Genomic DNA, 8,462 nt, shown 5'->3' with positions numbered 1-8,462 from the left:
CCTGGAAATTCCGTCGGTACTTATAAGCGACAATACCATAGTACCTGAATACCTGAATAAAATGCTTGAAGCAGTACTGCCGGAATGAAAAAATCCCACTTCGTAGTTTGGTTCTGAAGTTCAACAAGCCCTATCAACATTTTCAAAAGGATTGCCGGCAATATTTTGGATCAACCTTCTATAATTTCTATATAAAAATCAAAATGCTTGATGTGCTGGATGACTTATTGTTTACCGATTTGAACTTGAAAGAAATTGCCTACAATAACCGATTTTCAGATTACAAAAACATGCACAGGATCTTTAAAATGTATGATATTAATCTAAAGGCTATTCCAAGGTTTCTAAGACACCTTTAGCTGGCAGTTACTTTTAGCGATGTTTTCGCTACTATTTGCGATAAAAAAGATACTATTTAGGATGTTTTTGTTACTATTTGCCATCTTTTTTACAGCCAATAGCTAGAGCTTTACGATCAGATCAAACAAGCCCTGCGATGAAAAAAGCCTCCTTAATACCAACACTGATCAGTTACTTTTTTGTACTGCTGTTTTTTTACGCTTCCATCAGTAAATTAATGGAATTTGAAAACTTCCAGGTGCAGCTGGCACAATCTCCGCTATTGAGCGCCTATGCGGGATTTATTTCCTATACGGTCATTATTGTAGAATTGATAGTAGCCATTATGCTGTGTATATCCACGGCCCGCTTATCCGGCTTATACGCTTCATTAGGATTAATGGTAGGATTTACGATTTATATTTACCTTATCCTTAATTACAGTGATTTTGTTCCCTGTTCCTGCGGTGGGATTCTCGAAAAACTGGGATGGACGCAGCACCTGGTTTTTAATATAGCCTGCATTCTGCTGGCCCTTTGGGGAACCTTCCTGCTTGAAAAACAAAAACATGGTTACCGGATAAAACCTGTGCTGTATACTTCTTCTATTTCTATAATAAGCTGTTTGATCGTTATCGGACTATTTATCAGTTCAGAGCACACGATTAAAAAAGAGAACAATTTTACACGCCGTTTCCTTCAGCACCCGGTAATAGAAGATAAAAGGATCAATCTTGGTGTAAACTCTTTTTATTTTGCCGGAGCTTATAAAGACAAGATATATCTGGGTAATTATACCACCCCTTTATATATAACAGAAATCGACACTGCTTTGAACAGCAGGAAGATGATTCAAATTACCCTCGATAATAAAGATCATCCTTTCAAATCACTGCTCGCAAAAGTAAACTATCCCTTTGTCTACCTGTATGATGGTACTGTGCCCATTATTTACCAGGGAGACCTGCACACGCAACAGGCAAAGACGATCAGTTATAAGCAAGCGTACTTTTCTCAATTGGTGATGTTAGATGATCATCGCTACGGCTTTCGTGCCACCAGCAGCAAAACCAACTCGCAGGTGTTGGGCATTATTGATCCCCGGAGTAAGGTTAGTGTACAATTATTCGAGAACCGGTTAAGTAAGCAAAAAGATGGTGTATTTGATATGGACGGTAAGCTGCTTTTTGATGAAGTAATGCAAAAGCTTATTTACATCTATTATTATCGCAACCAGGTATTAGTAATGGATGATTCCCTACAACTAATAAGAAGTCTTCACACCATTGATACAACGACCCAGGCGCAGGTAAGCGTAAAAACAACATCTGACGGAACAACAAAAATGTTGGCACCTCCAAAAAGGGTAAACAAAAATATGGTTGCTTTCCGTAATTTATTATTTAATGAATCGGGCTTAATGGGTAAATATGAATCCCGTTCCAACTGGCAACGAGGCTCCATTATCGACATATACAAAACTGACCAGCAGGAGTACATTGGTAGCTTCTACATTAATAACAGGCAAAAAAACAGTTTATCACAAATACTCACAACAGATCAATATCTATACATTATTTCCGGAAATGAACTGGTTCGTTACCGTTTTGCGCAGACGGTTTTAAAACAGTTCAAAAACAGGGGAAGCCGAAAACCTTAAGAGTAGGCGTAAATTTTAAATAGTAAATTATGAAAAAAGTAATGATTCCCGCTGCACTATTTGTAGTAGCTGTAGTGTCAGCTTTCACCACTCAATCGGTTAAAACAGCAGCCGATCCAGAGCCGTACAGAATAGATATCCCTGGAGTTGATTGTTCCCCGGTGACGGAGACTTGTACAGAGACCCCAACTGCGACCTTCTGTCAACACAGTCTTTCCCCCGGAGTAGATCTATTTGCAATGAATGAAGCCGGTACGGCTTGTGATGTTGTTTTATACAAACCCTAAAAAGTAAGGACGGCTTAACTGCCGTCCTTTTTTAATTTCTTTTCAATCCAGGGTTTGGTATGTCCTTTCAGGTAATGATCAAACCAATCTAAAATCCGCTGGGCTAAATCCAAACGATTTTCCTTTTTCACAAGTGCATGCCCCTCTTTAGGATAAAGCAACATGACGGCAGGCTTATTCAAAATTCTCAATGCGAGATATAAAGACATGCTCTGTTGCATGTTTACATTGGTGTCTTCTTTTCCGGCCCATATCAATAACGGCGTATTAATCTTATCGGCAGCAAGCAAAGGCGATTGCGATAAATATAGTTGTGGATTTCCAAAATACGGCATGGTCATTTTGGATTGCTGGTCTTCAAACCGCCAAAATGTAGGTATGTCAAAATACCAAATCGAAAAATACCAACTTGTCAGGTCTGACATGCCTGTACCGCTGATAGCAGCTTTAAAAAGGTTGGAATGAGACACGATATAATTAGTTTCATAACCACCAAAAGAAGCACCTATTAGTCCTATATTCCCTTCATCTATAACTTCCTTTTCCAAGACTTTTTTCACAGCATTTTCTACACATTTCAGAGCGGAAGCTCCGGGGCTGTTAGGCTCTGTTTCAATGTCAGGCAGAAATACAAAATAATTATGACGGGTAAGGAAACTTATATTAAAACCGCCTTGTGTTCTATCTGAAGGTAGCTCAAATACTTTAGCCTTTTCAGATTGCTTCTGGTAAATACGCACGATCATCGGATACCGCTTACCGGCGGTATAATCCACCGGGTAATATAAAAACCCGGTTAGGGTCTCTTTACCGGTAGCCGATAAATACTGTAGCCTTTCTCTTTTGCTCCATGTATAATGATGGTAATCGGGATTTGAAGTAATCAGGGTTTCTGAGCTGCCTTTTAGATCCAGGCTGACCAATTTCGGGGGCTCATTATAATTTTCTTCTCTAAAATAAATATTGTTACCCCTCATTAAAGGGTATTCATTAATGGCATTGGATGTACTGTAAAGCTTCTTTAATCTTGCACTACTCAAATGATAAATAATAATATGATCATCCGGTGTAGTTTCCTTAATAACGATGCTCTTAGGATTTATAATTTTCTCAAAATCAAGAATCGAATAGAATGATTTTAAATTTTCTTTCTTAAGCAGTTTATTTAGCTTTTTTGAAGATAAATCGACCTGCCAAACAGATTGCTTGTCTGTGATATAAGCCTTATTACCCGTACCCCATAACCACTTTTTAAAAGGTTCGTTAACAAAAAAATTATCCTCTGCAAATAATGCTGGCAAATGTTGGGTAAGATTAAATTGTTGTTGGTTTTTTAAATCTATTAGCCACCAGTTATTATCCTGAAAAAAAGCGATTTGCGATTTATCCGGGGATATCGACCAACTGTCATCAATGAAATTTTTCAAAAGTGATGTTTCAATGCCTGTGTGTAAGTTTAGAAGGCTAATATCAATTTTGTGATTACGAAATCGATAATCTCGATGTTTCTCTTTATTAATTAACAGGAATTTGCCGTTATCAAGAAACTTATAATCCAGGAATCCAATTTTATACTTATTAATAATATTTCCTGAACTATACTTTAAGAGAATTAATTCTTTTTCTGAAAGACGAGCATCCCTCGATTTCTTAATAGGATATATATGATTATCACCTGTTCCCCAGACTTCAACATCTGTTGCAGCCAGCTTTTCATTCTTGTTTACAGAAGCGACTTCAAAGACTATTTCATCCCCAAAAGATTGAGCAATTTTAATTTTATCAGCGGTCAAACCAGGTAGTGATATAGGAACGGCAGGCTGCTGTTTTTTTATAGCTAACTGAACTCTTTTTAAATAGTACTGTGAGTTTTCAGTGTACAATACATCAATGTAATTATTATCTGTCCACCACAGATCAACAAAATGTTTTTCCGGTAAATCCAGCTTGTAATTCAATGAGTTTTTAAAATCAAAGAACTCAATACCTTCAGCAAAGAATAATGTTAACCGAAGTTTTTCATGATCCCATTTATACCTAGCTAGGCTTTTTGTAATTGATTTGGTTTTCCCACTTTTAAAATCCCATAAACTAAAACGGGAGTTTCCCGGTTCTTTACCAGCCTGCTCCAATAACATTCCTTTACCGGGTATTACATAAAAATTACCAAATCCATCAAGACTGGTCCTTTCAAGGGTTGGTAGATCGTAAATAGTTATTTTCCTTGCATCTGACATGGAAACAAAATAATCATTTCCATAAAACTCAAATTTGACATTATCCACTTCAAAGGAATTGCCATTCAACCTGCTTTTTAAAATCATCTGAGACTTTCCTTCTCCAAAATATTTAGAATACACAAACCAGCTTTTATTACTATTCGTAGTTACAAAATTCACGTCGTACCATCCGTCATATTTAAACGCGCTATCATTTTTAAGGGCAGCGTTTTGGCCATATCCGCAGATAAATAGCAAAAAGCTAAAGAGGCGCAAAAATTTAATATCCTTCATTTTGGGGTAATAGATTAGGGTTTAAGATGATTTCTTTTTCAGGTATCGGTAGTAACTCATGATAGGGTTTCCAGTTAGGTTTTTGGCTCATTAACTTGCTTAATGCTCCGGTTCTTTTCAAGTCAAAGAATCGGTTGCCAAATTCTGTAAATAACTCATGTACCCGTTCGGCTTTGATCTTCACCCGAAGATCAGCTACCGATGATCCTGAAAGGGCTGTTAAACCAGCGCGAACGCGCACTTTGTTTAAATCTGCTTCGGCAAGGTTGGGTTCATTCAGGTTAGTATAGGCTTCCGCCCTTATCAGGTACTGCTCTGAGAGCCTTAGTACGATACTATTTTCTACCGTTTGCGGTGCCGGATTGAGCACTTTGTATTTATAGGGCTGGTACCAGACACCCGCGCCACTGGTAACTGTTTTGATCCAACTGGTTTTGCGGTTATCACCACTCTCAAAACTGTTTACCATTAAAGGGGAAAAGCTTACAAATGCGGGAGGTGTTGTGTTGATGACAAAGGCGGTAGCTTCCAGTGAATTACCGGTTGCTGTATTGGGAGAAAACTGCCATAGCGAAGACGTGCTGGATTTGTTAAACTCATTAGCCGGATTATTTTCCAGTTGAGCACCGCTACTTAAAATAACATCGCTGGAATATTGCTGCGCTTTAAACCAGTCTTTGTTAGTAAGATAAAATCTTGCCATGAACGCTTTAAGGCTGTAAATATTGATCCTTGTCTTAGGATTGGAGATGCCAGAATTTACAAAGGCATCATGCGCACTTAGAAAATCCGCTTCAATCTTTGAAATGATCACCGGAATTTTATCTTTTGAAGGTCTTTGGTTTTGGCTGTAATCAGTTCCCGTAATATAGGGCACTTCTCCAAAAAGATTATAGAGGTAGTAGTAAATAATTCCTCTTAGGGTTAATGCTTCCGCCCTAACATTAGCTTTAAAGCTTGCTTCAAGAGCGGTAGATTTTTCAACCCCTTCAAGAAAAGAATTGATCTTATAGATCGTAGCATACGCAGTATTCCAAAGATCAAGAACGTTCTGATTCTGCGGGTTGACGGTATTTAAATAAAACTCCCGGTGAGAGGGCAGGTTATTGGCGTAAAAATTTAGCTCATCTGTATAAAGTCCCAATAGAATACTTAGTCCTGAATTACTCCCTGTTAAAAATCCGGTATCCCGTGTGCTTACATAAATATTCATGAGTGCGGCTTCACAGGTTTTCTTATCCTGAAAAACAGCATCTGCTGTTAATTGCGAATTTGGATCGCCAACATCCAAAAACTGATCACAGCTAACGAAAGCAAATACAAGAAAGCTGTAGATAATAAATTTAAACTTGTATATAGATATTTTAATTGTTTCCATGTCTTTAAAAATTTAATTGAAAGCCTAGAGTATAAGATTTTAACGGTGGCAGAAAGCTTGAAACTTTTGTTTCGGGATCGGCCCCGAAATAGTTTGTCCATGTCCATAAATTCTGCCCTGTAGTAAAAACCTTAAGATTCATTTTATCCGATAATTTAAGAGCGTATGAAAGCGTAATTTGTTTCAACCTTAAAAAAGAACCATCACTTACTGCCTGATCACTTTGTGTATAATTATTGAAGGCTGTTACCGCCGCACTATTATAGCCCGCTGAATACAATTGATATTGTCCACTGGAAGAGCCAGGCGAGTAGTGATCTAAAAATTCCACAGGTTGATTGCCCATTATTCCCGGTAAAAAACTCTGGCTTAAACTATTGGCACTACTTTGTTTCACAAACTGAAAAAGAAAATCTAAACTGAAATTTTTGTATTGAAGAGAATTATTAATCCCCCAAAATACTCAACCGATAAATCTTTTATAACAGCACGATCTTTAACATTAAGCGTTCCGTTTCCGTCAACATCCCTAAAAGTATACACTCCGGATGTTGGGTTGATACCTGTATATTCAAAAAGCTTTACAATAGAAGTCGATTGTCCAACTACATAAGTATTAGAATAGGTTGAGCCTTCCAAGCCAGGGAATGACAGCAGTGTATTTTTGGGAAACGTGACATTAAAATCTGCTCTCCATTTAAAGTTTGATTTATTGATTAAAGTTCCGCCAATTTGTAGTTCCAATCCTTTATTTTCTACCTCAGCAGGCAGGTTGGCAAGAATGGAAGGGAAACCTGTAGTACCAGGAAGTGGTACCCCCACCAGCTGATCTGCCGAACGGTTCCGGAACCATGCCACTGAAAAATCCAATCTCTGACGAAAGAAGCTGGCTTCCAGTGCCAGTTCCAGTTTCTTGTTAGATTCCCAACTGAAATCAGGATTGTAAAGCCTTGCGGGTGTTAGTCCTGATGTTTGGTTATACTGCGCGGAAGTGGTGATATAGTTATTCAGGTACTGGTAATCCCCGATAAGATCGCTACCGGTAATCCCATAACTGCCCCTGAGTTTTCCAAAGCTTAGCCATGATTGACTTTTCAGAAAGTTTTCTTTTGAAAATATCCATCCGGCTCCCACAGCACCAAAGTTGCCATAACGTTTATTTAAACCAAATCGGCTGGAGCCATCCCTTCTTAATGTAACGTTCAATAAATATTTTGAAAGATATTGGTAATTGAATCTGCCGTAAAAAGATTGGTAAGCATAATTGATAACAGGCTGACTTGTTATGGACTTAACATTAGCAGCGGACAGATCATCTAATAGCGCATTGCTGGGAAAATTAGATGCCTGTGTATAAATACTATTGGATGTCCGTTTTTGAAAAGTTGTTCCCAGCAAAAAAATCAGGCTATGATTATTTAGTTTTTTAGTCCATTCCAAACGGGGTTCTATAATATAATTTAATAGATTTTGATCGAAGCGATTAACAGAAGAGCGTTCACTACCATAATTAAAACTTGGGTTGAATGTGGTTGATGGGTTAATTCTATTTTCAATCGAGTTTTGAGTTGAAACGCCAGCGTTTAAAACAACTTTCAGGTCTTCTGTCAATGCATAATCAAGCATCATGCTGTGATTCATCATTACAGTTTTACTTTTATAAAAACTATTAAGCTGAGCAAGCGGGTTGGTAAAAGTGTTATTTTCCCAATTCAGGTTCCCGTCTTCCTTATAAAGTGAAGGCGCATTGGGAGATAGTGTTTTTGCCTTAGAAAACAAATCCTGAGCTGGCAGAAAGTTATCTGCCAGATTAAATATCCCAGTGTAAGCAAGGCGAAATTTCTTATCTTCCGATTGATGATTTAAATTAACCAGACCCGATAATTTCTTTAACCTAAAATCCCCGGGAAATACGGTCGATTCTTCATAATAGCCTAAGCTTACTAAAAATTGTGTCTGTTCACCACCGCCATTGAAACTAAATTGATGATTTACCGTTGTTGCAGTTTTACCGGTTAATACCTTTTGCCAGTCGGTATAACGGTTTTGATCCCAGGTTCCATTGACATCATAGGCATCCGCAGGATACTTACTGATCCCGTCATTAGCAAATGCCTCACGCCTCATAGCAAGGTACTGCTCTGTATTCATCAGCTTTAATTTTGACATGGTTGATCCCAGTGAAAAGCTGGATGTATACTGATAAGTGGTCTTACCCTTTTTACCTTTTTTGGTCGTAATCAGTACAACGCCATTGGAGCCACGCGAACCATATATTGCGGTAG

7 protein-coding genes are annotated in these 8,462 nt (G+C 38.0%); 3 read left to right on the top strand and 4 right to left on the bottom strand.

Features of this window, described 5'->3' with window-relative positions; translation table 11 throughout:
* Window positions 1-65 precede the first annotated feature (65 nt).
* The 3 genes from N4G44_RS00035 (at window position 66) to N4G44_RS00025 (ending at window position 2,286) form a co-directional block, all read left to right on the top strand.
* Window positions 66-359, top strand: coding sequence for a helix-turn-helix domain-containing protein (locus N4G44_RS00035; RefSeq protein ID WP_474924051.1), 294 nt, complete (start codon window positions 66-68; stop codon window positions 357-359).
* Between the two features lie 137 nt (window positions 360-496).
* Window positions 497-1,999: a DoxX family protein gene (locus N4G44_RS00030; protein WP_474924049.1), complete on the top strand. Its 1,503-nt coding sequence runs from the start codon at window positions 497-499 to the stop codon at window positions 1,997-1,999.
* Between the two features lie 29 nt (window positions 2,000-2,028).
* Window positions 2,029-2,286 carry a DUF6520 family protein gene (locus tag N4G44_RS00025; protein WP_474924048.1) on the top strand — a complete coding sequence of 86 codons (258 nt, stop codon included), beginning with the start codon at window positions 2,029-2,031 and terminating at the stop codon, window positions 2,284-2,286.
* 14 nt (window positions 2,287-2,300) lie between these two features.
* Here the strand turns inward: N4G44_RS00025 and N4G44_RS00020 are convergent, their stop codons facing one another.
* The 4 genes from N4G44_RS00020 to N4G44_RS00005 form a co-directional block, all read right to left on the bottom strand.
* Window positions 2,301-4,799: an alpha/beta hydrolase family protein gene (locus tag N4G44_RS00020; protein ID WP_474924046.1), complete on the bottom strand. Its 2,499-nt coding sequence runs from the start codon at window positions 4,797-4,799 to the stop codon at window positions 2,301-2,303.
* Entirely contained in the window at window positions 4,786-6,177 is a 1,392-nt protein-coding gene (locus N4G44_RS00015; protein ID WP_474924045.1) for a RagB/SusD family nutrient uptake outer membrane protein, read from the bottom strand. The genes N4G44_RS00020 and N4G44_RS00015 overlap by 14 nt, the downstream gene beginning before the upstream one ends.
* A gap of 4 nt (window positions 6,178-6,181) precedes the next feature.
* Window positions 6,182-6,574, bottom strand: a complete 393-nt coding sequence (locus N4G44_RS00010; RefSeq protein WP_474924043.1) for a hypothetical protein — start codon at window positions 6,572-6,574, stop codon at window positions 6,182-6,184.
* A 17-nt stretch (window positions 6,575-6,591) separates the two neighbouring features.
* The coding region (locus N4G44_RS00005; RefSeq protein WP_474924042.1) for a SusC/RagA family TonB-linked outer membrane protein at window positions 6,592-8,462 on the bottom strand (1,871 nt) is incomplete at its 5' end.

This window comes from Chryseobacterium sp. GTID13 (assembly GCF_056172655.1).
This window is presented reverse-complemented; position numbering and strand designations above follow the sequence as displayed.